The organism is Methylobacterium sp. Leaf469 (genome assembly GCF_001424745.1).
Lineage (GTDB): Bacteria > Pseudomonadota > Alphaproteobacteria > Rhizobiales > Beijerinckiaceae > Methylobacterium.
This window is the reverse complement of the sequence record NZ_LMRE01000034.1, coordinates 420,390-441,931: the sequence shown is the minus strand read 5'-3', so window position 1 is coordinate 441,931 and position 21,542 is coordinate 420,390. Positions and strand designations below refer to the sequence as shown.

At 69.8% G+C, this 21,542-nt stretch carries 21 protein-coding genes; 18 read left to right on the top strand and 3 right to left on the bottom strand.

The window, feature by feature from the left end:
• Window positions 1-160 precede the first annotated feature (160 nt).
• The 10 genes from ASG60_RS16125 to ASG60_RS16080 all read left to right on the top strand — a co-directional run bounded on the left by ASG60_RS16125 (window position 161) and on the right by ASG60_RS16080 (window position 8,892).
• Window positions 161-1,162, top strand: a complete 1,002-nt coding sequence (locus ASG60_RS16125; RefSeq protein WP_056266761.1) for a cation diffusion facilitator family transporter — start codon at window positions 161-163, stop codon at window positions 1,160-1,162.
• Complete coding sequence (locus tag ASG60_RS16120; protein WP_056172557.1) at window positions 1,159-2,022, top strand: shikimate dehydrogenase; 864 nt, start codon at window positions 1,159-1,161, stop codon at window positions 2,020-2,022. The genes ASG60_RS16125 and ASG60_RS16120 overlap by 4 nt, the downstream gene beginning before the upstream one ends.
• On the top strand, window positions 2,019-2,627 hold the full coding sequence (gene coaE, locus ASG60_RS16115; protein ID WP_056386573.1) for a dephospho-CoA kinase: 609 nt from the start codon (window positions 2,019-2,021) through the stop codon (window positions 2,625-2,627). Before ASG60_RS16120 ends, coaE begins: the two co-directional genes overlap by 4 nt.
• A 58-nt stretch (window positions 2,628-2,685) precedes the next feature.
• Complete coding sequence (gene dnaQ, locus ASG60_RS16110; RefSeq protein WP_056172552.1) at window positions 2,686-3,408, top strand: DNA polymerase III subunit epsilon; 723 nt, start codon at window positions 2,686-2,688, stop codon at window positions 3,406-3,408.
• A gap of 3 nt (window positions 3,409-3,411) precedes the next feature.
• Entirely contained in the window at window positions 3,412-3,846 is a 435-nt protein-coding gene (locus ASG60_RS16105; protein ID WP_056172549.1) for a TIGR01244 family sulfur transferase, read from the top strand.
• 229 nt (window positions 3,847-4,075) lie between these two features.
• Complete coding sequence (gene msuE / locus ASG60_RS16100) at window positions 4,076-4,657, top strand: FMN reductase (RefSeq protein WP_056386570.1); 582 nt, start codon at window positions 4,076-4,078, stop codon at window positions 4,655-4,657.
• Window positions 4,658-4,759: 102 nt separating this feature from the next.
• Window positions 4,760-5,572 (top strand): aliphatic sulfonate ABC transporter permease SsuC, encoded by an 813-nt coding sequence (ssuC, locus tag ASG60_RS16095; protein WP_056172542.1) that lies wholly within the window; start codon window positions 4,760-4,762, stop codon window positions 5,570-5,572.
• Window positions 5,573-5,619: 47 nt separating this feature from the next.
• Complete coding sequence (locus ASG60_RS16090) at window positions 5,620-6,477, top strand: ATP-binding cassette domain-containing protein (protein ID WP_082531782.1); 858 nt, start codon at window positions 5,620-5,622, stop codon at window positions 6,475-6,477.
• A 69-nt stretch (window positions 6,478-6,546) separates the two neighbouring features.
• A complete protein-coding gene (ssuD, locus tag ASG60_RS16085; protein ID WP_056266749.1) occupies window positions 6,547-7,707 on the top strand; it encodes an FMNH2-dependent alkanesulfonate monooxygenase in 1,161 nt (386 codons plus the stop codon).
• 282 nt (window positions 7,708-7,989) lie between these two features.
• On the top strand, window positions 7,990-8,892 hold the full coding sequence (locus tag ASG60_RS16080; RefSeq protein ID WP_244476701.1) for a sulfonate ABC transporter substrate-binding protein: 903 nt from the start codon (window positions 7,990-7,992) through the stop codon (window positions 8,890-8,892).
• A gap of 95 nt (window positions 8,893-8,987) precedes the next feature.
• On the opposite strand, the gene hisS is transcribed toward ASG60_RS16080, so the two are convergent.
• The 3 genes from hisS to secB form a co-directional block, all read right to left on the bottom strand.
• Window positions 8,988-10,511, bottom strand: a complete 1,524-nt coding sequence (hisS, locus tag ASG60_RS16075; RefSeq protein ID WP_056386566.1) for a histidine--tRNA ligase — start codon at window positions 10,509-10,511, stop codon at window positions 8,988-8,990.
• 122 nt (window positions 10,512-10,633) lie between these two features.
• A complete protein-coding gene (locus ASG60_RS16070) occupies window positions 10,634-11,119 on the bottom strand; it encodes a DUF3429 domain-containing protein (RefSeq protein WP_056172524.1) in 486 nt (161 codons plus the stop codon).
• Between the two features lie 174 nt (window positions 11,120-11,293).
• Window positions 11,294-11,800, bottom strand: a complete 507-nt coding sequence (gene secB, locus ASG60_RS16065) for a protein-export chaperone SecB (protein ID WP_056172521.1) — start codon at window positions 11,798-11,800, stop codon at window positions 11,294-11,296.
• 479 nt (window positions 11,801-12,279) lie between these two features.
• Here secB and ASG60_RS16060 point away from each other — a divergent pair, with 479 nt between their 5' ends.
• From ASG60_RS16060 to ASG60_RS16025, 8 genes are all read left to right on the top strand, one after another.
• Window positions 12,280-13,005, top strand: coding sequence for a Tim44/TimA family putative adaptor protein (locus tag ASG60_RS16060; RefSeq protein ID WP_056172518.1), 726 nt, complete (start codon window positions 12,280-12,282; stop codon window positions 13,003-13,005).
• 101 nt (window positions 13,006-13,106) lie between these two features.
• Window positions 13,107-14,336 carry an MltA domain-containing protein gene (locus ASG60_RS16055; protein ID WP_082531800.1) on the top strand — a complete coding sequence of 410 codons (1,230 nt, stop codon included), beginning with the start codon at window positions 13,107-13,109 and terminating at the stop codon, window positions 14,334-14,336.
• Window positions 14,333-14,974: a Smr/MutS family protein gene (locus ASG60_RS16050; protein WP_056266740.1), complete on the top strand. Its 642-nt coding sequence runs from the start codon at window positions 14,333-14,335 to the stop codon at window positions 14,972-14,974. Before ASG60_RS16055 ends, ASG60_RS16050 begins: the two co-directional genes overlap by 4 nt.
• 265 nt (window positions 14,975-15,239) lie before the next feature.
• Window positions 15,240-16,583 (top strand): transcription termination factor Rho, encoded by a 1,344-nt coding sequence (gene rho, locus ASG60_RS16045; protein WP_056172508.1) that lies wholly within the window; start codon window positions 15,240-15,242, stop codon window positions 16,581-16,583.
• A gap of 182 nt (window positions 16,584-16,765) precedes the next feature.
• Entirely contained in the window at window positions 16,766-18,085 is a 1,320-nt protein-coding gene (gene mnmE, locus ASG60_RS16040) for a tRNA uridine-5-carboxymethylaminomethyl(34) synthesis GTPase MnmE (RefSeq protein ID WP_082531799.1), read from the top strand.
• Between the two features lie 74 nt (window positions 18,086-18,159).
• Window positions 18,160-20,043 carry a tRNA uridine-5-carboxymethylaminomethyl(34) synthesis enzyme MnmG gene (gene mnmG, locus ASG60_RS16035; protein ID WP_056386739.1) on the top strand — a complete coding sequence of 628 codons (1,884 nt, stop codon included), beginning with the start codon at window positions 18,160-18,162 and terminating at the stop codon, window positions 20,041-20,043.
• The gene (gene rsmG, locus ASG60_RS16030; protein WP_056386737.1) at window positions 20,033-20,671 is read left to right on the top strand and encodes a 16S rRNA (guanine(527)-N(7))-methyltransferase RsmG; all 639 of its coding nucleotides are present in this window, start codon (window positions 20,033-20,035) and stop codon (window positions 20,669-20,671) included. Before mnmG ends, rsmG begins: the two co-directional genes overlap by 11 nt.
• The gene (locus ASG60_RS16025; protein ID WP_056172499.1) at window positions 20,668-21,516 is read left to right on the top strand and encodes a ParA family protein; all 849 of its coding nucleotides are present in this window, start codon (window positions 20,668-20,670) and stop codon (window positions 21,514-21,516) included. The genes rsmG and ASG60_RS16025 overlap by 4 nt, the downstream gene beginning before the upstream one ends.
• The last annotated feature ends 26 nt before the right edge of the window (window positions 21,517-21,542 follow it).

Genomic DNA, 21,542 nt, shown 5'->3' with positions numbered 1-21,542 from the left:
CCTGGCTCGGCCGAGGCCATCGCGCGGACGGGACGACCGCGTCGTCATCCGCCCTGGATGGACCGACGGATCGCGGCTAAGGCCTCGTCGCGAGACGCCTCGCGCACAGGGTTTCTTCCCGGCCGCGACGGCGCCGCCGGGCAGCGCCACGGAGACCCCCATGGCCGGACACGACCACCCCCACGATCACGCCGGTCATGATCATGCGGGCCACGATCACGGGCATCGGCACAGCCACGGCGGGAGTCATCACGGCGGTGGCCATGGGGGTGGACACGTCCACGCCCCGGCCTCGTTCGGCCGGGCCTTCGCCATCGGCATCGTTCTCAACACCGGGTTCGTGATCGTCGAAGCCGGCTACGGCTTCGCCTCGCAATCCATGGCCCTCGTGGCCGATGCGGGCCACAACCTCTCCGACGTGCTCGGCCTCGTCGTCGCCTGGATCGCCTCGGTGCTGGTGAAGCGCGCTCCGAGCCCGCGCTTCACCTACGGGCTTCGCTCCTCCTCGATCCTCGCCGCCCTGTTCAACGCCGTGTTCCTGCTGGTCGCCACGGGCGCCATCATCTGGGAGGCGATCCTCCGGCTCCTGGCCCCCGAGCCCGTGGCGGGCGTCACCGTGATGGTGGTGGCCGGCATCGGTATCGTCATCAACGGCATCACCGCCTGGCTGTTCGCCTCCGGCAAGGGCAGCGACATCAACATCCGCGGCGCCTACCTGCACATGGTGGCGGATGCCGCCGTGTCCCTCGGGGTTGTGCTGGCCGGCCTCGCCATCGTGCTCACGGGAGCCGCGTGGATCGACCCCGCGGTCAGTCTCGCCATCGCCGGCCTCATCGTCTGGATGACCTGGGGCCTCCTGCGCGACAGCGTGATCATGGCCCTCTCGGCGGTGCCGCCGGGGATCGACCCGGAGGCCGTGCGCGGCTTCCTCGGTGCCCGGCCGGGGGTGTCGGCGCTCCACGATCTCCACATCTGGCCGATGAGCACCACCGAGATCGCGCTGACCGTCCACCTCGTCATGCCGGGGGGCCACCCGGGCAACGCCTTCCTGCTCGGCCTCGCCGAGGACTTGCGCAAGACCTTCGGCATCGGGCACGCGACGGTGCAGATCGAAGGGGCGGACGGCCCCGCCTGTATCCTGGCTTCGGAGGACGTGGTGTGACGAAGGCCTTCGTTGTCGGGCATCCCATCGCCCATTCGCGCTCGCCCCTGATCCACGGTCACTGGCTCGCCGAGCACGGGATCGCGGGGACCTACGCGCGCGTCGACGTGGCCCCGGACGCGTTCCCGGATTTCCTGTTGACCCTGCGCGAACACGGATTCGCTGGCGGCAACGTCACGATCCCGCACAAGGAGGCGGCCTCTCGCCTCGTAGACGAACTGACGCCGCGCGCGGAGAAGATCGGCGCGGTCAACACCGTGTTCTTCGACACGCACGGACGCCTGTGGGGGGACAACACCGACGCGCCGGGCTTCATCGCCCATCTCGACCGGAGTCTCGGCGCCGATTGGGTGGAGCGCACGGGCGGCGCCGCCCTTGTGCTCGGGGCCGGGGGCGCGGCCCGCGCCATCGTGGTCGGCCTGCTGGAGCGCGGCCTGAGCCGAATCCGGGTAGCCAACCGCACCCGCGCCCGGGCGGAGGCTCTCGTCGCCCTCGATCCAGAACGGGTCGCCGCCTGCGACTGGGCCGACCTGCCCGCCGCGCTCCCCGGAACCGGGCTTCTCGTCAACACCACCTCCCTCGGCATGGCGGGCCATGGCGCCCTCGATCTCGACCTGACGCCCCTGCCCGCCACGGCATGCGTCGCCGACATCGTCTACGTGCCCCTGGAGACGCCGTTGCTCGCCGCCGCCCGTGCCCGGGGCCTGGCCGCCGTCGACGGACTCGGGATGCTGCTGCATCAGGCGGTGCCGGGTTTCGCACGCTGGTTCGGCGTGCATCCGGCCGTGACGCCGGCCCTGCGCGAGCGCCTCGTCGCCGATATCGTCGGCCCAAAAGCCGGATCGAAGGCCGGTTCGTGAGCCGCCCCCTCGTCCTCGGCCTCACCGGCTCCATCGGCATGGGGAAATCCGCCACCGCCGCGATGTTTTCCGCACGCGGGGTTCCCGTCCACGATGCGGATGCGGTGGTCCATGCCCTCTACGCACCCGGCGGCGCGGCGGCCCACGCCATCGCGGGGGAATTTCCCGGTGTTCTGGCGCCGGACGGGTCCGTCGATCGCGAGCGGCTGCGCGGCGAAGTGCTCGGCCACCCGGAGCGCCTCGCCGCCCTGGAGCGGCTGGTCCATCCCCTGGCGCGCCGGGCCGGTGCCGATTTTCTCGCCGCCCACGCGCAGGCCCCCGTCGTCGTCCTCGACATCCCGCTCCTGTTCGAGACGGGCGGGGACGCGCGCTGCGACGCGGTCCTCGTCGTCACGGCGCCGGCCGAGGTTCAGCGCGAACGGGTGCTGGCCCGGCCCGGCATGGACGCGGCGACCTTCGCGTCGATCCTCGCCAAGCAGCTGCCCGACGCCGAGAAGCGCGCCCGGGCGGATTTCGTCCTCGATACCGGCCTCGGCTTCGCCCATGCCGAGGCCGAGGTCGATGCGATCCTGGACCGTCTGCGCGGGATGCCACCGCCGCCTTGAACCGGCCCGGTCTCCGGCGCATGGTCGTCGCGACCCCCGGCCCCATGGACCCCAAGCGATGCTGCGTGAGATCGTCCTCGACACCGAGACCACCGGCACCGACGCCAAGAACGGCGACCGCCTCATCGAGATCGGCTGCGTCGAGCTCATCAACCACGTGCAGACCGGCAAGGTCTTCCACAAACTCGTGAATCCCACCCGGCCGGTTTCCCAGGGCGCCTTCGGGGTGCACGGCATCTCGGATGCGATGCTGGCCGACAAGCCGCTCTTCGCCGACATCGTCGACGAGTTCCGCGACTTCTGCGGCGACTCCCCCCTGGTGATCCACAACGCGCCCTTCGACGTCGGCTTCCTCAACATGGAATACGCCCGCCTCGGCGCCGCGGCCCCACCGCCCATCGACCTCGCCGCCGTTATCGACACCCTGCAACTCGCGCGGCGCAAGCACACGGGCGCCTCCAACACCCTCGACGCCCTGTGCGTGCGCTACGGCATCGACACCACCCGGCGCACGAAGCACGGGGCGTTGCTCGATTCGCAGATCCTGGCGGAGGTCTATGTCGAGCTGCTCGGCGGCAAGCAGACCAGCCTCGGGCTCGCCGTCGCCGAAATTCCGGCCGAGACCGGGCCGGCGCTGGCCGAGGACGGTGCCCCCATCGGCCCGCGCCGCCTGCGCCACCGACTCACCCCGGACGAGAGCGCCCGCCACGCCGCCTTCCTCGCCACCCTCGGCCCGGCCTCCGTCTGGCGCGACTATCTCGGCGAAGACGGAACGGCCTGACCCATGCGCCTCACCCGAATCGACGACACCGTCTCGGTCGCGGGTCAGCCGGCCCTCGACGAGATCGCTGCGCTCGGACGCGCGGGCGTCACCACCCTGATCAACAACCGGCCGGACGGCGAGGAGCCCGGCCAGCCCGGCACTGAGGCGGAGGCCGCCGCCGCGCGGGAAGCGGGCCTCGCCTATCACCACCTGCCGGTGACGGGGGCCACCCTGGGGCGGCCCGAGATCGATGCGTTTCGCGCGAGCCTGCGGGCTGCCCCCGGTCCCGTCGTCGCCCATTGCCGCTCCGGCACGCGTTCCTTGACCCTCTACGCCCTCGCCGCGGTCCTCGACGGGCGCATGCGTCGCGACGCGGTGCTCGCCTTCGGCACCCGCCACGGCTTCGACCTGACGGGGGCCGTCGCCTGGCTCGATGCCAACGCACCCGACAGCTGATCCGTCCTCACGATGGTGCAGTGCCCTCTCGGTTTCGGAGCTCCTCGGCCGCGGACAAAACAATATTCTCTTCTCGTCCGGGATCGAAGAGTGTTCGTCTTCGCTCTGGGGTATCTTTGAGGGAACGTTTCATTGACCGACGGGTGACCGTGGGACATCTTTTCGTGAACACAGAGTTGCTTCGAGCGACGCTGTCTGTCCTCCGAAAAGCTGTTCGATCGGAACATTCATGACCCGCCCCCGCATCGTCGGTTTCAGCGCGAACCTGCAACGCCCCTCGAAGACGCGCAGCCTCGTCGAGGCTGTCGCCGCCCAGACCGAGACGCAGATCCAGGCCGAGATCCAGCTGTTCGACATGGTGGATGCCGGCACCGCCCTCGGCGCGGCCTGGTCGCGCCAGGACCTGTCCCTCCCGGCGCGCCGCATCGTCGAGGCCATCGAGGGCGCCGACGCCCTCATCGTCGGGTCGCCCGTCTACAAGGGCGCCTATACGGGCCTGTTCAAGCACCTGTTCGACCTCGTCGATCCGACGGCGCTCACGGGCAAGCCCGTGGCCATCGTCGCCACGGGCGGAGGCGCCCGCCATGCCCTCGTGGTCGAGCACGCCTTCCGGCCCCTGTTCGGATTCTTCGGGGCGCTCGCCCTGCCGACCGCCGTCTACGCGTCCGATGCCGACTTCACCGATGGGGCCCTGACGGATCCCGGCGTGCGCGCGCGGGTCTCCGATGCGGCGTGCCAGCTCGCGAGTCAGCTCATCCACGCCTCGGCCGCGCGTGGCGGCGTCCGTGCCGTGGCCGGCGCCGCCCGGTGATCCGAAGGCGGCCCCGCCCCGCATCGGCGCAGGCCTGACCCCGAGAAGCCCATCCGCGTCCGCGACGCCGTATGGGCGGTCCCTCCCAACGGCTGACATCCCATGGCAAGTCCCTCCCTTTCCGCGCCGCGGCTCTCCACGCGTCTGCGTGACGGCGCCGCCCAGCGCCTCGTCCCCTGGCTCCTGCCCCTTGGCATCGTGCTCGGCTGGCAGGCGGCGAGTTCGGCCGGCCTCGTCTCGACCCGGTTCATGCCGGCGCCCCTGGATGTGATCGCGGCGGGCTGGCAGCTCGGCCGCACGGGCGAACTCTGGGCCAACCTCTGGGTCAGCACCCTGCGGGCGCTGGCGGGCTTCGCCGTCGGCGGCGGCATCGGCTTCGCGCTCGGCCTCGCCAACGGCCTGTCGCGCGCCTCCGACCGGCTCACGGACACCACCGTACAGATGGTGCGCAACGTGCCCCACCTGTCCCTCATTCCCCTGGTGATCCTGTGGTTCGGCATCGGCGAGGAGGCCAAGCTCTTCCTCGTGGCGCTCGGCGTGTTCTTCCCCGTCTACGCCAACACGCTGCACGGCATCCGCTCCGTCGATCCGCAACTCGTGGAGATGGGCCGGGTCTACGGCCTGTCGTCGTGGAGCCTGTTCACCCGCGTGGTCCTGCCCGGCGCCCTGCCGTCGATCTTCGTCGGCCTGCGCTATGCGCTCGGCATCATGTGGCTGACCCTCATCGTCGCCGAGACGATCTCGGCCTCCTCGGGGCTCGGCTACATGGCCATGCAGGCGCGCGAGTTCATGCTCGTCGACGTCGTGGTGCTGGCCATCGTGATCTATGCCGGCCTCGGCAAGCTCGCCGACGTGCTCACCCGCTGGCTCGAGCGCACCTGTCTCGCCTGGAATCCCGCCTACCGGACCGTCTGAGGCACCGCCTCGCTCCAAGCCCTCGAAGAACTCCAACGGACCCGGCCATGACCGCCACCGCCCTGCGCGTCCACGACGCCGCGCCCGAAACCGTCCCCGTTCAGAAGCCCGCCGATCGGCCGGTGAAGGGTACCGCCCCCCGCGCCCGGCCGCCCGAGGCCGCGGCCACCGGCGGCCTCGCCGTCACCGTGCGCGACCTGTCGAAGTCCTTCGACGGGCATACGGTCATCGCCGGCCTCGACCTCCATATCCCGGCCGGGCAGTTCGTGGCCGTCGTCGGCCGTTCGGGCTGCGGCAAGAGCACCTTGCTGCGCCTCATCCTCGGCCTGGAGCAGCCGAGCGCCGGCCGCGTCGTCCTCGAATCCGACGCCGTGCGGGCGCCCCCGAAGCGCATCATGTTCCAGGAGCCGCGCCTCCTGCCCTGGGCCAAGGTGGTGGACAACGTCGCGGTGGGCTTGGGCGAAACCGGCACCCGGGCCGAGCGCCGGGCGCGGGCCGCGAGCGCGCTGGCCGAGGTCGGCCTCACCGACAAGTCGGCCAACTGGCCCGCCACCCTATCGGGCGGCCAGCGTCAGCGCGTGGCGCTCGCCCGCGCCCTCGTCTCCCGCCCCGGCCTGCTCGCCCTCGACGAACCCCTCGGGGCCCTCGACGCCCTCACCCGCATCGACATGCAGGCGATGATCGAGGCGATCTGGCGGGCGCAGGGCTTCACCGCCCTCCTCGTCACCCACGACGTCGCCGAGGCCGTGGCCATGGCCGACCGCATCCTCGTCGTCGAGAACGGGCACATCGCCCTCGACGTGAAGGTCGACGTGCCCCGCCCGCGCCGGCGCGGCGACCCGGACCTCGCGGCCCTCGAAGGCCGCATCCTCGACCATCTGCTTCAGAACCACGCGCCGGCCTGAGCCGGGCATCCTGCAGAACCAAGCGCCGGCTTCGGCCGCGCTTTCGCCCCTCATCCGAAAGAGTTTCCCATGACCGGTCAGACCGACGTCCTCTGGTTCCTGCCCACCCACGGCGACGGCCGCTACCTCGGTGCCCAGGAGGGCGCGCGCGCCGTCACGCTGCCGTATCTCCGCCAGATCGCGCAGGCGGCGGACGAGCTCGGCTATTATGGCGTGCTCCTACCCACGGGCCGCTCGTGCGAGGATTCCTGGGTGGTGGCCTCCGCCCTCGTCCCCCTGACTCAGCGCCTGCGCTTTCTCGTCGCCGTGCGCCCCGGCCTGCAGGAACCGGCCGTCGCCGCCCGCATGGCCGCCACCCTCGACCGGATCTCCGACGGCCGCCTCCTCATCAACGTGGTCACGGGCGGCGATCCGGTGGAGCTGCGCGGCGACGGCGTGTTCCTCGATCACGACGAGCGCTACGTTGTCACCGACGAGTTCCTGCACATCTGGCGCGGGCTGATGTCCGGCGAGACCGTCAGCTACGAAGGCAAGCACCTCAAGGTCGAGGAGGGCCGGGTGATCTTCCCGCCCGTGCAGAAGCCCTACCCGCCGCTGTATTTCGGCGGCTCCTCCCCCGCCGGCATCGAGGTCGCGGCCGAGCATTGCGAAGTCTACCTGACCTGGGGCGAGCCCCCGGCCGGCGTGGCCGAGAAGATCGCCAAGGCCAGGGAGGCCGCCGACCGGAAAGGCAAAACATTCTCGTACGGCATCCGCCTGCACGTCATCGTCCGCGAGACCGAGGGCGAGGCCTGGGCGGCCGCCGAGAACCTGATCTCGCGCCTCGACGACGAGACCATCGCCAAGGCGCAGGCCACCCTGAAGCGCCAGGATTCCGTCGGCCAGAGCCGGATGATGGCGCTCCACGGCGGCGACCGCACCAAGCTCGAGGTCTCGCCCAACCTCTGGGCCGGCGTCGGCCTCGTGCGCGGCGGCGCCGGCACCGCCCTCGTCGGCTCCGCGGATCAGGTCGCCGACCGGATGAAGGAGTATATCGATCTCGGCATCGATCGCTTCATCCTCTCGGGCTACCCGCACCTCGAGGAAGCCTACCGCTTCGCCGAACTCGTGTTCCCGAAGCTCCCCTTGCGCGCCACCACCGGCGTCGCCCCGAGCAACGCCCGCAACGACGGGCCCTTCGGCGAGGTGATGGCCAACGACATCGTGCCCCGCCGGGTGTCGGCGCACTGAGGACGCACCTCCCTTCCCCTTGCGGGGAGGGATCGAGGGTGGGGGTGGTTCCGCCGGCCTCCGCACGGTGAAGTCCTGGCTCGATGAGGAGCGCCCGGCCACCCCCACCGCCGACTCCTCCCCGCGAGGGGGAGGAGCGCGCTTCCGGTGTCCACCGAATCCCGTCCCCTCCCCCCTGTCGGAAGAACGTCCATGCCACGCGCCACCACCCATGCCCTCGTCGCCCCGAGAGTCCCATCCGTCGGCGCCTGGGCGTGGTTCGCCGCCGCCCTCTCGTTCCTGATGCTGTTCACCCTCCAGGCCCGGGCCGACGAGAAGGTGATCCGGATCGGCTACCAGAAGTACGGCACCCTCGTGCTCCTCAAGGGCAAGGGCCTGCTGGAGGAGCGTCTGAAGCCGCTCGGCTACCGCGTGACGTGGTCGGAATTCCCGTCGGGCCCGCCCCTGATGGAAGCGCTCAATGCCGGAGCCATCGATTTAGGCTCGGCCGGCGAGGCGCCGCCGATCTTCGCCCAGGCCGCGAGCCGCGACCTCGTCTACGTCGCCCACGAGCCAGCCGCGCCCCGCGGCGAAGCGATCCTGGTGGCCGCCGACAGCCCGATCCGCACCGTGGCCGACCTGCGCGGCCGGACCATCGCCCTCAACAAGGGCTCCAACGTCCACTACTTCTTGGTGCGTGCCCTCGAAGCGGCGGGCATCCCCTACGATGCGGTGAAGCTCGCCTTCCTCGGACCCGCCGACGCGGCGGCGGCCTTCGCCCGCGGCTCCGTCGACGCCTGGGCGATCTGGGACCCCTACCTCGCCTCCGGCGAGCGGGCGACGGGCGCACGCACCCTCGTCACCGGTGAGGGCCTCGTGCCGAACCGGCAGTTCTACCTCTCGCGCCGCCCCTTCGCCGACGCCGCCGTCAACCGCGCCGTCCTCGACACCACCCTGGCGGCCATCGGCACCATCGACGCCTGGGCCAAGGACAACACCGATGCGGTCGCGGCCGAACTCGCGCCGTCCGTGGGCATCCCGGCCCCGATCCTCACCGTCGCCCTCAAGCGCCTCACCTACGGGGTCACGCCCCTCGACGCCGGCACCGTGGCCGATCAGCAGACCGTGGCCGACACCTTCCACCGCCTCGGCCTGCTGCCGAAGCCCCTGGTGGTCTCGGACGCCGTGTGGAAGCCCGGCAGTTAAAACCCGAATCCACACGGAGTGACGACGAAACGCGAAAGGGCGGGCGGATGCGTCCCCCCGCCCTTTCGCTTGGCATCGTTCACCGAGGCGGTGCCCTAGTAGTGCCGCGCCAGGACTTCGCGCACCCGCGCGACCATCTCGGCCTCCGGCACCGAGAACTGCGCCGGCCGGGCGGCCTTCCACTCGGCGTTGCTGCTGATGCCCTCGGCGGCCTTGGAGCCCTCGATGAGATCCTTGATCTGAACCTCGCCGGCCTCGCGCTCGTTCGAGCCCTGGATGATGGCGCAGGGGGAACCCCGCCGGTCGGCGTACTTCATCTGCGCCTTCATGCCGGAGCCACCGAGGTAGAGCTCGGCCCGGATGCCTTCGCCGCGCAAGGCCGCGACGAGGCGCTGGTAATCGGCGATGTTTTCGCGGTCCAGCACCAGCACGACCACGGGGCCGGGCTTGCTTGTGCCCTCCAGGAGCGGGCTCCCGGTGAGCTGGAGCGCCGAGAACAGGCGCGAGACGCCGATGGAGAAGCCGGTGGCCGGCACCGGCTCCGAGCGGAACCGCCCGACGAGACCATCGTAGCGCCCGCCGCCCGCCACCGAGCCGAAGCGCACGGTCTGGCCGTCCTCGTTCACGACCGGGAAGGTCAGCTCCGCCTCGTAGACCGGGCCGGTGTAGTATTCGAGGCCGCGCACCACGCTGGGGTCGGCGCGGATCCGGTCGAAGCCGTAGCCGGCCGCCGCGCACAGGCGCATCATCGCGTGGAGTTCGGCGATCCCCTCGCGGCCGGTCACCGAATCGCCCACCACCTCGGTCCAGGTGCCGAAGAACTGTTCCCAGAACGCCATGCGGTCGGCGCCCTCCACGGGGGCGGACTGGAACGAGACGTAGGCGAGGATGCGCTCCACCGCCGCCGCATCGAGGCCGGCGCCCTTGGTGAAGTCGCCGCTCTCGTCCTTGCGGCCGGCACCGAGAAGGTCGCGCACGCCGTCGGGCCCGAGGCGGTCGAGCTTGTCGATGGCGCGCAGCACGGTGAGGCGCTGGCCCGCCTTGTCGGCGCCCGCGAGGCCGATGGCCTCCATGACGCCGTCGAGCACCTTGCGGTTGTTCACCTTGACGACGAACTGGCCGGTGAGCCCGAGCTTCTCCAGGGTGTCGGCCATGAGCATGCAGATCTCGGCATCCGCCGCGACGGTGCCGGCCCCGACGATGTCGGCGTCGAACTGCATGAACTGGCGGAAGCGCCCCGGGCCGGGCTTCTCATTGCGGAAGACGTAGCCGGCGCGGAAGCTGCGGTAGGGCTTGGGGATGGAATCGAAATGCTCGGCGACGTGGCGGGCCAGCGGCGCCGTGAGGTCGTAGCGCAGCGACAGCCAGGATTCGTCGTCGTCCTGGAACGAGAACACGCCCTCGTTCGGCCGGTCGAGGTCGGGCAGGAACTTGCCGAGCGCCTCGGTGTATTCGACGAACGGGGTCTCGAGGGCCTCGAAGCCGTAGAGTTCGAAGCTCTGGCGGATCGTCTCCAGCATCCGGTGCTGGGCGGCGATCTCGTCCGCGCGGCGGTCGACGAACCCGCGCGGCAGGCGCGGCTTCAGGGTGTCGGCCTTGTTGGAATCGGCCTTGGCCATGGTGGTTTCGCTCTGCGGAGGGTTTTTGGGGGTTGCGCGGGCTCTATCGCGGGGGGGCCGGAGCGGCAAGCGCGGCCGGCATCACGAGCGCGGCCGGCACCCGGACCGAGTGCGGCGCCGATCTACAGCTTCAGGGCGAGGAGCGCGCAAAGGCTCAGAATCGCGATGGGGATCTGGAGCGGACGCAGGCGCGCGAAGAACAGGGGCGCTTCGCCCCGGCGCGCCGCGATGGGATCGAGCACGGCGATCCCAGCGAATCCGACGATGAGCAGAATGAGCGCGGGGCCGGTCGCGCCGCCGGTCGTGAGCACGAGGGCGCAGAAGCCGAGGAGGAACAAGGCCAGCATCGTGGCGATCTGGACCCAGGTCGGACCGCCTTCCGTGCGGAAGCTGAGACCGCGCCGGACGCCGGAGAGGAACAGCAGGATCGCGCAGCCCCACAGGGTGGTGAGGGACAGAGCCAGCTCGCCCCAGACCCCGCCGAGCCACCACGCGGCCGCCGCGCCCGCTGCGAAGGGCAGCATCGGTCCGTAGCCGAACACCACACTGAGCCACGGCACGGCCCCGGGCTCGGAGACGGTCAGTGTCCGGTTCTCCTGGTCCGTCATAGGCCCCTCCTGCGCGAAAGGCGGGTAACCGACCGGGCGTCGTGCTGTTCCAGCTTCATTCCGGCACAGGACCATGGTCTGCGACGGGGACGATACGGCAAAGAAAAGCCCCGGCCGTGAGGCCGGGGCAAAAAGCGTTCGCTCGACGAAGTGACGTCGGGGAACCGCTCGGGCTCAGGACGAGAGCGGGCCGGTCTCGGCGCCTTGCGCTTCCATCGCCTTCTGGCGGTAGAGGCCGACGAAATCGATGGGGTCGATGTAGAGCGGCGGGAAGCCGCCATTGCGCACGGCCTCGGCGACGATCTGGCGCGCGAACGGGAACAGCAGGCGCGGGCACTCGATCATCACGGCCGGATGCAGCTGGTCCTGCGGGATGTTGCGCATGCGGAAGATGCCGGCATAGGTCAGCTCGAACGCGAACAGCACCTCGGTGCCGGTCTTGGCGTCGCCCTCCAGGGTCAGCTCGACCTCGAAATCCTCTTCGGCGAGCTGCTTGGCGTTGACGTTGACCTGGATGTTGATCTGCGGCGCGGATTCCTGGGGCTGAAGCGAGCGCGGGGCGTTCGGATTCTCGAAGGAGAGATCCTTGGCGTATTGCCCCAGGGCGTTGATGGCGGGGAGCTGGTCCTCGGCCTGCGCCGTGGCGCCACCGTTCCCGTTCGGTGCCGATGTGTCGGCCATGGCGTTGTCGTCCTTCTCAAGAGCCCTGGGGGCGCGATCCTTGGGAGCACATGCGGGCCGGCGACCGAGCCAGTTCTTGTGTGCTTGCGACGGTTGCGACCACCCATCCGGTGCGAGAGCGCGCTATCATGCCCATCCGGTGCGAACAAGGCGCCGGCTGGCGGCGGCTGGAACCGGGCCGGGCACGCACCATATCCCGGACAACGCGACAGGCCGAGAACGCACCACGGCGTTGCGGCGGGCGCGCTCGACGGGTCGGGTTGAACGACCCGGCTCGCTCCCGGCGCGGGCCTCGGCTAAGAGTGCTGGCAAAACTCCCGCCCATGGCCGGATCCATGGTTGGATCGGGCTCCGGGCGCGACGGTGCGACGGGAGTTTGGTGCGGGAGTTTGGTAACGGACTCGCAACGCGCGGGATGCGGGGTTTCCGGAGCCCCTCGAACTTCAGCTGTCGTGCGACGGCCACGATCAGGATCGGTGATGCAGGACTCCTTCGACTTGACGACCTTGATCTTCCTCGCCCTGGCGGTGTTCGTGATCTGGCGGCTGCGCTCGGTGCTCGGCCAGAAGACCGGAGCGGAACGCTCGCCGTTCAAGCCCGTGGACCGCAGCCGCACGGAGCCCCCGGCCAACCGGACGGAGGGCGACAACGTGGTGCGCCTGCCCGGCGCCGACCGTGCGCAGGCCGACCGAAGCCAAGCGGCCCCCAAGGCGGAGGTCCGCGACTGGCGCGGCATCGCCGAGCCGGGCTCGGCCATCGCCAACGGCCTCGAAGCGGTGGTGCAGGTGGAGCCCGGTTTCGATCCGCGCGGCTTCGTCGAGGGTGCCAAGTCGGCCTACGAGGCCATTGTGATCGCCTTCGCCAAGGGCGACCGCAAGACACTGCGCAGCCTGCTCTCGCGGGAGGTCTGCGAAGGCTTCGAGCGCGAGATCGACGCCCGCGAGGGCCGGAAGGAAGTGGTCGAGACCACCTTCGTCTCCCTCGACAAGGCCGAGATCGTCGCCGTCGACGTGAAGAACCGCGTCGCCCAGGTGACGGTACACTTCCTGTCCCACCTCATCACCGCGACCCGCAACGCGCAGGGCCAGGTGATCGACGGCAGCGCCGAGACCGTGGTCGAGGTGCCCGACGTGTGGACCTTCGCCCGGACGCTCGGCACCCGCGACCCGAACTGGCAGCTCGTCGCCACCGAAGCTGGCGCCTGACCCCTCCGGACCGCGTGCGACCACTCGCCCTCGGCGCGGCCCTGGCCGCCCTCGCTCTCTGCCCTCCCCTCCCCGGCTCGGTCGCCCACGCGGCCGAGCCGCTGCGCTTGGGCGGAGCGGTCTCGGGCGGAGGGGTCTTGAGCGCAGTGGTCTCGGGCGGAGCGGTGCTGGAGTGGGTCGATCTCGCGGGCCTGCCGGGCTTTCCCGGTCCCGATCCGGTCCGTGCCCTCGAAGCCTTCCGCCGGACCTGCGCGGCGGCCCCCGTCCCGATGGCGCCGTCGGTCGCCGGCCATGCGGGCGATCTCGCGGCGGCCTGCGCCCGCGCCGCCGCCGTCCCGCCCGAGGGCGCGGCCGCCTTCTTCGCTACGGCGTTCGACGCCTACCGGATCGTCCGCCCCGCGGTTGACGGCGTTCCCGAGCGCCGGGCGGGATTCCTGACCGGGTATTTCGAGCCGGAACTCACGGGCTCGTCCGTCGCGGCTCCGGGCTTCACCGCGCCCGTCCTCGCCCGGCCCGACGACCTCGTGAGCCTGGAGCCCGGCGAGACCCGAACGGGCCTCGATCCGGCGCTCCGCGCCGCGCGCCGGACGGAGACGGGGCTGGCCCCCTATCCCACCCGTGCCGCCATCGAGGACGGAGCCCTGGGGGAGGTCGCCAAGGCGCTGCTCTGGCTCGACCCCGTCGACCTGTTCGTGCTGCAGGTCCAGGGCTCGGGGCGGGTGCGCCTGACCGACGGCCGGACGGTGCGGGTGCTCTATGACGGGCGCAACGGCCGGCCCTACACCTCCATCGGCAAACTCATCGTCACCGAGGGCCACCTGCCCCTCGACGGCCTCACCCTGGCGCGCTGGACGGGCTGGCTGCGGGACCACCCCGAGACGGCCCGCCGCCTGATGCGCCGCAACGAATCGTACATCTTCTTCAAGCTGGCGCCCGTCGAGGACCCGTCGCTCGGCCCCCCGGGGGCCGCCGGCGTCGCGCTGAGCCCCGGACACAGCCTCGCGGTGGATTCCACCCTGTGGCGCTACGGCCTGCCGTTCTGGCTCGAAGCCGCCGGCGATTCCCGGACCGCGCGCCTCGCCATCGCGGCCGATACCGGTTCGGCCATCGTCGGCCCGGCCCGGGGCGATCTCTACCTCGGCACCGGCGAGGCTGCGGGTGTCGCCGCCGGCAACCTGCGGGCGACGGCCGGCTTCGTCGTGCTGCTGCCCCGTTCCGGCGAGGCCAAGGCCTTTCCCGAGGTCTCTTCGAAGGCCCCCGCCGAGGTCCCCCCGAAGGCCCCCGCCGAGGTCCCCCCGAAGGCCCCTGCCCTCGCCCCGACCCAACCATGAGACTCCCCCGCCGACCCCGTGGCCTCTCCGGCGAGGACGCTTACCTGTGGGGTGAGATCGCCCGCCTGATCACGCCCCTGCGCGCGAAGTCCAAGCCCAAGCCGAAAGCGCCGGACGCCAATCCGCCCGCCACGCCGCTGCCGAAGGCCGGTGCGAAGCCGGCTCACAAGCCTTCGTCCGCGACGCCTGCGAAGCCGGCCGTGAAGCCGCCGGCGAAACGCGTCACCCTGAAACCCAATCCGCCTCCGGCCCTCCCCGCTCCCGTCGTCGCCCCGCCGGCCGCGGCTCCCGCCCTGGCGCCCGGGCTCGAGCGCCGCGTCCGTCTCGCTTTTCGGCGCGGCGCGCTCCAGGTCGATGCCCGGATCGATCTCCACGGGATGTACCAGGCTCAGGCCCACGGCGCGCTGACCGGGTTCCTCATGCGGGCACGGGCAGCCGGCCACACCCATGTGCTCGTCGTCACGGGCAAGGGTGGGATGGATTACAACGACGCCTTCTCGGAGCGCGGGGTCCTGCGCCGCAGCGTGCCGCATTGGCTGCGCGCGCCCGAGCTGCGCAGCATCGTGCTCGGTTTCGAGGAAGCGGCCCGTCACCACGGCGGAGCCGGGGCCCTCTACGTTCGCCTGCGCCGCCGCTGATAGGCGCGTCCCGGGGGCGGGTCGTGCCGGTCCCGGTTGAGGGCTTGAGAAAAATCGAGAATCACGATAGGGCTGAACTCCCTCCTCGTTATGCCGTGCTGCATCCCGTGAGCCCCAAGGCTCCCTCAAGACGATGCGCGGAGCCGTCCCCCTTCGACGCTCCGACCAAAGGCGCCTTCACCGCGCCCGGCGACTCCATCCCAGAATGCATTCCGCCCTTCCGTCCGTCCTGCCGCGGTTTTGAATTCCCAGGTTTTGAATTCCCATGACAGCCTCATACGACGCCCTTGAACCCGTGGATTCGCTGGCCGAGGGCGGCCTTGCCGCCGCCGATCTCGATAGCAAGCGCGAGGTCAAGCTCCAGGATCTCAAGTCGAAGACGCCGACCGACCTGATCGCTTTCGCCGAAGAGGTCGAGGTCGAGAACGCCTCGACCATGCGCAAGCAGGAGCTGATGTTCGCCATCCTGAAGCAGCTCGCGGCCAAGGAGGTCGAGATCATCGGCGCCGGCACCGTCGAAGTGCTGCAGGACGGCTTCGGCTTCCTGCGCTCGTCCGATTCGAACTACCTGCCGGGTCCCGACGACATCTACATCTCGCCGACCCAGATCCGCCGATTCGGCCTGCGCACGGGCGACACGGTGGAGGGGCCGATCCGGGGTCCGAAGGACGGCGAGCGCTACTTCGCCCTGCTCAAGGTCAACACGATCAACTTCGAGAACCCGGAGAAGATCAAGCACAAGGTCCACTTCGACAACCTGACGCCGCTGTTCCCGACGCAGCGCTTCAAGCTCGAACTGGACAATCCGCCGAAGAAAGATTTCAGCCCTCGGATCATCGACATCGTCGCCCCCATCGGTAAGGGCCAGCGCGCCCTGATCGTGGCGCCGCCGCGCACGGGCAAGACCGTGCTGATGCAGAACATCGCTCAGTCGATCACCATCAACCACCCGGAATGCTACCTCATCGTGCTGCTCATCGACGAGCGCCCCGAGGAAGTGACCGACATGATCCGCTCGGTGAAGGGCGAGGTCATCGCCTCGACCTTCGATGAGCCGGCCACTCGTCACGTGCAGGTGGCCGAGATGGTGATCGAGAAGGCCAAGCGCCTCGTGGAGCACGGCCGCGACGTGGTCATCCTGCTCGATTCGATCACCCGCCTCGGCCGGGCCTACAACACCGTGGTGCCGTCCTCTGGCAAGGTGCTGACCGGCGGCGTCGACGCCAACGCCCTACAGCGGCCGAAGCGCTTCTTCGGTGCCGCCCGCAACATCGAGGAAGGCGGCTCGCTCTCGATCATCGCGACCGCCCTCATCGACACCGGCTCGCGGATGGACGAGGTGATCTTCGAGGAGTTCAAGGGCACCGGCAACTCCGAGATCATCCTGGACCGCAAGGTCTCGGACAAGCGCATCTTCCCGGCCATCGACATCACCCGCTCGGGCACCCGCAAGGAAGAGCTCCTGGTTCCGCCGGACTCGCTCAAGAAGACCTACGTGCTGCGCCGCATCCTCAACCCGATGGGCGTCACCGACGCCATCGAGTTCCTCATGGACAAGCTGCGCCAGACCAAGAGCAACAACGACTTCTTCGACTCGATGAACACCTGAGCTTTTCGAGAAGGCCCCCTCTTTTCCTTTGGCGTGGGAGGGGGCCGAAAAATTCGTTTCGTTCCGACCGAGTGTCAGACCGACGCGGCACGCAAGTCATTATTAAAAAACAACGAATTCCGCCGGAAACTATATCTCTTGCCGGCTTATGAAATTAGCCACTAAGCTGTGACTGCCCGGTGATAGACCAGCCCCCCACGATCTTCGCGCCGGCGAGTGGCTTCGGCCGCGCTGCTGTCGCGGTGATCCGGATCAGCGGCCCCGCCTCCGCATCGGTCCTGATCCGCCTGTCGGGCTCCCTCCCCGCTCCCCGTCGCCTCGTCCTGCGAACCCTGCAGGCGCCGCAAGTGCAGGAGACCTTGGATCAGGCCCTCGTCGTGTGGATGCCGGGACCCGGCACGTTCACGGGCGAAGACATGGCCGAACTCCATCTCCATGGCGGTCCGGCCGTCCGCGCGGCGGTGCTGGGTGCCCTTGCGGCTCTTCCCGGATGCATTCCGGCCGAGCCGGGAGCCTTCACCCGGCGCGCCTTCCTCAACGGTCGCCTGGGTCTCACCGAGGCCGAGGGCATCGCCGACCTCATCAACGCCGAAACCGAAGCCCAGCGCCGCCAGGCCCTGCGCCAACTCGACGGTGCACTCGGTCGTCGGGTCGCGGCGTGGCGCGACCGCCTCATCGATCTCCTCGCCGGCGTCGAAGCCGCCCTCGATTTCTCCGACGAGGGCGATGTCGACGACGATGCCCTCGACGCCGCCCTGTTCGCCAAGGCCCGGGTGATCCGCGATGCCATCGCCGCCGCCCTCGATGACGGGGGGCGCGGCGAGCGCCTGCGCGACGGCTTCACCGTCGTCCTCGCCGGTCCACCGAACGCTGGCAAATCCACCCTGCTGAATGCCCTCAGTCGGCGTGACGCGGCCATCGTATCCCCGGTTCCCGGCACGACCCGCGACGTCATCGAGGTACGCTGCGATCTCGGCGGCTTGCCGGTTCTCTTGATCGATACGGCGGGCCTGCGCGAGGCCGGCGACGCCCTCGAAGCCGAGGGCATCCGCCGGACAAGGGCTCGCATCGCCCAAGCCGATCTCGTGCTTCTCCTGGCGGAGGCCGGTTCGATCTCCGACGTGACCGATCTGTCCGTTCCGATGCCCCCGGTGCTTCGGGTCCAGACGAAGGCTGATCTGTCCGAGGGTTCGCGCTCCGCCGAGGGCCACGTCATCTCGGCGATGACCGGCGAGGGGCTCGACACCCTTCTCGATGCCATCGAACACCATGCCTCGGTGTCGATCGGGGGCGAGGCCGCGCTCATCACGCGCCAGCGGCACCGGGAGGGGCTGACGCGCTGTCGCGATCACCTCGACCGCTTGGTGCAGGGCGCTGTCCTACCCGAACTCGCCGCGGAAGATCTGCGTCTCGCCGTGCGGGCCCTGGGCGAGGTTGCGGGTCAGGTCGGTGTCGAGGAAATGCTCGATCGGCTGTTCTCCGGGTTCTGTATCGGAAAGTAGACAGGCCCGCAGTTTCACGTGAAAAACCGCCGGAATCGTTGACGGTGGCGCGCTCGGGCGCGTACTCCAGCGCCATGCTCCATTCCGTTCTGCCCTATGACGTGATCGTCGTCGGCGGTGGTCACGCCGGCACCGAAGCCGCCGCCGCTGCCGCACGGTTCGGTGCCCGCACGGCCCTCGTGACCCATAGCGCCGCGACCATCGGTGCGATGTCCTGCAACCCCGCCATCGGCGGGCTCGGCAAGGGGCATCTCGTCCGGGAAGTCGATGCCCTCGATGGTCTCATGGGACGGGTCGCCGACGCGGCCGGGATCCAGTTTCGCCTGCTCAACCGGCGCAAGGGACCGGCCGTGCGCGGCCCACGCACCCAGGCCGACCGCAAGCTCTACGCCGCCGCCATGCAGGCCGCCATCGCCGAGACGGCGAACCTCACGGTGATCGAGGGCGAAGTCGGCGACCTCACCGTTCACGACGGTCGAGTCGTGGGTGTCGTCCTGGGGGATGGACGTGCCCTCCCCTGCGCCGCCGTGGTGCTGACCACCGGCACCTTCTTGCGCGGTCTCATCCATATCGGAGAGATCCAAACCCCCGCTGGACGAGTCGGCGAAGGCCCGTCCATCGGCCTTGCCGAAACATTGGATCGTCATGGTTTCGCACTGGGGCGTCTGAAGACCGGGACACCGGCCCGCCTCGACGGGCGTACCATCGCCTGGTCCGGACTCGAGATGCAGTCGGCCGACGCCGATCCCGTGCCGTTCTCGACTTTGACCGAGCGGATCACGACGCCGCAGATTCAGTGTGGCATCACCCGCACCACCCAGGCGGTACACGACCTCATCCGGGCCAATCTCCATCGCTCGCCGATGTATTCCGGTGGAATCGCCAGTCGTGGCCCGCGCTACTGTCCTTCGATCGAGGACAAGGTCGTGCGGTTCGGCGACCGGGAGGGCCACCAGATCTTCCTCGAACTCGAAGGGCTCGACGATCCCACGGTCTATCCCAACGGAATTTCCACCGCCTTGCCGGAGGCGGTGCAGCGCGCAGTGATCGCCCTGATCCCGGGCCTGGAGCGCGCTACCATCGTGCGTCCGGGGTATGCCATCGAGTACGACTACGTCGATCCCCGCGAACTCGATACGACGCTTCAGACGCGCCGGTTGCCGGGTCTGTTCCTGGCCGGGCAGATCAACGGCACCACCGGCTACGAGGAGGCGGCGGGGCAGGGGCTGGTGGCCGGTCTCAATGCGGCGCGTTTGGCCGGTGGGGCCGAGCTCGCCACCTTCGACCGGGCGGAATCCTATCTCGGGGTCATGATCGACGACCTCGTCACCCACGGGGTGAGCGAGCCCTATCGCATGTTCACCTCGCGCTCCGAGTATCGCCTGTCCCTCCGCGTCGACAACGCCGATGAGCGGCTGACGCCGCGCGGTGCGGCGTTGGGCTGCGTCGGGACCCGCCGCGCCAGCCACTTCGCCCAGGCGCAGGGGGGGCTTCACGCGGCAAGGGCCTGTCTCGACGGCCTGAGTCTCACACCGAACGAGGCCGCTGCGCACGGCATCCCGCTCAACCAAGACGGGATCCGACGCTCGGCGTTCCAATTGCTCTCCTACCCGGAGATCGACTGGGCCCGGCTTGCCGCGGTATGGCCGGGCCTCTCGGGCGTCCCGGACCGGATCGCCGAGCGTCTCCAGACGGACGCCACCTATGCGGTCTATCTCGATCGCCAGAACGCCGACATCGCTGCGTTCCGGCGTGACGAGGCCGTCGCCCTCCCCGCCCGTCTGGATTACGGCGCGATTCCCGGCCTGTCCAACGAGATGCGGAGCAAGTTGGAAACCGTGCGTCCCGGAACCCTCGGCCAGGCGGCACGGATCGAAGGCGTGACCCCAGCGGCGCTGACCTTGCTCGCTGCTCATGCCCGGCGTGGGCACCGCCCGAGTGCCGCGCATGCAAGCTGAGTTCGGACGCGACCGCGTCCTCTCCGAGGCCGGTGTTTCACGTGAAACAGCGTGGAGGCTGGACGTTTATGTCGAGCAGCTTCGCCGGTGGCAGACGGTGAAGAACCTCGTCGGTCCCGCGACACTCGACGAAGTCTGGACCCGTCACATCGCCGACGCGCTGCAACTCGCGGCGTTGGCGCCGGATGCCACGCGCTGGCTCGACCTTGGTTCAGGGGCGGGCATTCCCGGCCTGATCCTGGCGCTGGCCGGTCACGGGCGGCCGGGCTTTCAGGTCGATCTCATCGAGAGCAACGCGCGCAAATGCGCGTTCCTCCTCGAGTCCGCGCGCCTGACTTCAGCACCCGCGCGGGTGCACAACGTCCGGATTGAGGATGCGATCGGCAGCCAGACCGGTGTCGAGATCGTGTGCGCCCGCGCGCTCGCTCCCCTCACCCAGTTGCTTGCCTGGACCGAGCCCCTGTTGAAAACCGGCACCGTCGCGCTGTTTCCCAAGGGGCGTGACGTGCAATCCGAATTGACCGAGGCGGCGCAACGGTGGAGATTCGTTTACGATCTTGTGCCGAGCCGTACCGATTCTGACGCGCGGATCGTCCGCGTCACGGCCCTCTCCCGCGTGGATTCATGACCAGCGCTCCCACATCCGATCCCCTCAGCGGCGGCAGGCCGGACCGGCCCCTGCGCATCCTCGCCCTTGCCAACCAGAAGGGCGGGGTCGGCAAGACCACGACGGCGATCAACCTCGGCACGGCGCTCGCCGCCATCGGGGAGTCGGTCCTGGTGATCGACCTCGATCCGCAGGGCAACGCCTCGACCGGGCTCGGTGTCGACCGGCGCCAGCGCAAGGTCTCGACCTATCATGTGTTGGCGGGGGAGGCGGAGCTGGGAGCCGCCTGCGTGCAGACGGCCGTGCCCCGTCTCATGGTCGCCCCCTCGACCATGGATCTCCTCGGCCTGGAAATGGAGATGGCGACCGCCCCCGACCGGGCGCACCGGCTGCGCAACGTCCTGAAGGGCGTCGGCCAGAGCGGGACGACGCAGGGCGTCACCTACGTCCTCATCGATTGCCCGCCCTCGCTCAACCTCCTCACCATCAACGCCCTGGCGGCAGCCGACGCGGTGCTGGTGCCCCTGCAATGCGAGTTCTTCGCCCTGGAAGGCTTAAGCCAGTTGCTGCGCACCGTCGAGCAGGTCCGGGGCGCCCTCAACGCGCGCCTGACCATCCAGGGGATCGTCCTGACGATGTTCGATCCGCGCAACAACCTCTCCGCACAGGTGGTGGCCGACGTACGCAGCTTCATGGGCGACAAGGTCTACGAGACCATGATTCCCCGCAACGTGCGCGTGTCGGAAGCGCCGTCGCACGGCAAGCCGGTGCTGCTCTACGATCTCAAATGCGCCGGCAGCCAAGCCTATCTTCGCCTCGCCTCCGAGATCATCCAGCGCGAGGGGCGTCTGCCCGTCGCGGCCTAATCCATGAAAACAGTGCGTAACGGAGT

Bases quoted from the DNA above. Each gene is read 5' to 3' on its own strand.
- mnmG (WP_056386739.1), top strand. From the start codon at position 18,160: ATGCTCCATTCCGTTCTGCCCTATGACGTGATCGTCGTCGGCGGTGGT.
- ASG60_RS16090 (WP_082531782.1), top strand. From the start codon at position 5,620: ATGACCGCCACCGCCCTGCGCGTCCACGACGCCGCGCCCGAAACCGTC.
- hisS (WP_056386566.1), bottom strand. From the start codon at position 10,511: ATGGCCAAGGCCGATTCCAACAAGGCCGACACCCTGAAGCCGCGCCTG.
- ASG60_RS16125 (WP_056266761.1), top strand. From the start codon at position 161: ATGGCCGGACACGACCACCCCCACGATCACGCCGGTCATGATCATGCG.
- rsmG (WP_056386737.1), top strand. From the start codon at position 20,033: ATGCAAGCTGAGTTCGGACGCGACCGCGTCCTCTCCGAGGCCGGTGTT.
- secB (WP_056172521.1), bottom strand. From the start codon at position 11,800: ATGGCCGACACATCGGCACCGAACGGGAACGGTGGCGCCACGGCGCAG.
- ASG60_RS16105 (WP_056172549.1), top strand. From the start codon at position 3,412: ATGCGCCTCACCCGAATCGACGACACCGTCTCGGTCGCGGGTCAGCCG.
- ASG60_RS16050 (WP_056266740.1), top strand. From the start codon at position 14,333: ATGAGACTCCCCCGCCGACCCCGTGGCCTCTCCGGCGAGGACGCTTAC.
- ssuD (WP_056266749.1), top strand. From the start codon at position 6,547: ATGACCGGTCAGACCGACGTCCTCTGGTTCCTGCCCACCCACGGCGAC.
- ASG60_RS16025 (WP_056172499.1), top strand. From the start codon at position 20,668: ATGACCAGCGCTCCCACATCCGATCCCCTCAGCGGCGGCAGGCCGGAC.
- rho (WP_056172508.1), top strand. From the start codon at position 15,240: ATGACAGCCTCATACGACGCCCTTGAACCCGTGGATTCGCTGGCCGAG.
- ASG60_RS16070 (WP_056172524.1), bottom strand. From the start codon at position 11,119: ATGACGGACCAGGAGAACCGGACACTGACCGTCTCCGAGCCCGGGGCC.
- msuE (WP_056386570.1), top strand. From the start codon at position 4,076: ATGACCCGCCCCCGCATCGTCGGTTTCAGCGCGAACCTGCAACGCCCC.
- dnaQ (WP_056172552.1), top strand. From the start codon at position 2,686: ATGCTGCGTGAGATCGTCCTCGACACCGAGACCACCGGCACCGACGCC.
- ASG60_RS16080 (WP_244476701.1), top strand. From the start codon at position 7,990: ATGCTGTTCACCCTCCAGGCCCGGGCCGACGAGAAGGTGATCCGGATC.
- ssuC (WP_056172542.1), top strand. From the start codon at position 4,760: ATGGCAAGTCCCTCCCTTTCCGCGCCGCGGCTCTCCACGCGTCTGCGT.
- ASG60_RS16060 (WP_056172518.1), top strand. From the start codon at position 12,280: ATGCAGGACTCCTTCGACTTGACGACCTTGATCTTCCTCGCCCTGGCG.